Genomic DNA, 812 nt, shown 5'->3' on the forward strand with positions numbered 1-812 from the left:
ATGTCTGAAATCAAATCAGAAAAATTTGTCCAATACAAGGTGAAAGACATTTCCCTTGCCGAATGGGGAAGGAAAGAAATTAAATTGGCGGAAGCCGAAATGCCTGGCCTGATGGCCATCAGAGAAGAATATGGCCCTTCTCAGCCTTTGAAAGGTGCTAGAATCGCAGGCTGTCTTCACATGACTATTCAGACAGCGGTTTTGATCGAGACTTTGACCGCCTTGGGCGCTGAGGTTACTTGGTCTTCCTGCAATATTTTTTCGACACAGGACCATGCCGCTGCTGCAATCGCCGCTGCGGGGATTTCTGTATATGCCTGGAAAGGCATGACTGCTGAGGAATTTGATTGGTGCATTGAGCAGACGATTTTCTTCGGCGAAGATAAAAATCCATTGAACATGATCCTGGATGATGGTGGTGACCTTACCAACATGGTATTGGACAACTATCCTGAATTGGTAGCCGGTATCAAAGGACTTTCTGAAGAAACCACCACAGGTGTTCACAGACTTTATGAAAGAATGAAAAACGGTACCCTTCCCATGCCGGCAATCAACGTCAATGATTCTGTGACCAAGTCAAAATTTGACAACAAATATGGCTGCAAGGAATCCTTGGTAGATGCTATCAGAAGGGCAACTGACATCATGATGGCAGGAAAAGTCGCCGTAGTAGCAGGTTATGGTGATGTTGGAAAAGGATCCGCAGCTTCATTGAAAGGTGCAGGTGCAAGGGTTATCGTCACGGAAATCGACCCGATCTGTGCTTTGCAGGCTGCAATGGACGGTTTTGCTGTCAAGAAAATGGTGGA

At 46.1% G+C, this 812-nt stretch carries 1 protein-coding gene; it reads left to right on the forward strand.

Annotated features, from left to right (window positions below):
- A partial coding sequence (locus tag MMU05_RS23010; protein ID WP_241144003.1) for an adenosylhomocysteinase occupies positions 1–812 on the forward strand: 812 nt, incomplete at both ends.

The organism is Cognataquiflexum rubidum (genome assembly GCF_022538115.1).
GTDB lineage: Bacteria > Bacteroidota > Bacteroidia > Cytophagales > Cyclobacteriaceae > Cognataquiflexum > Cognataquiflexum rubidum.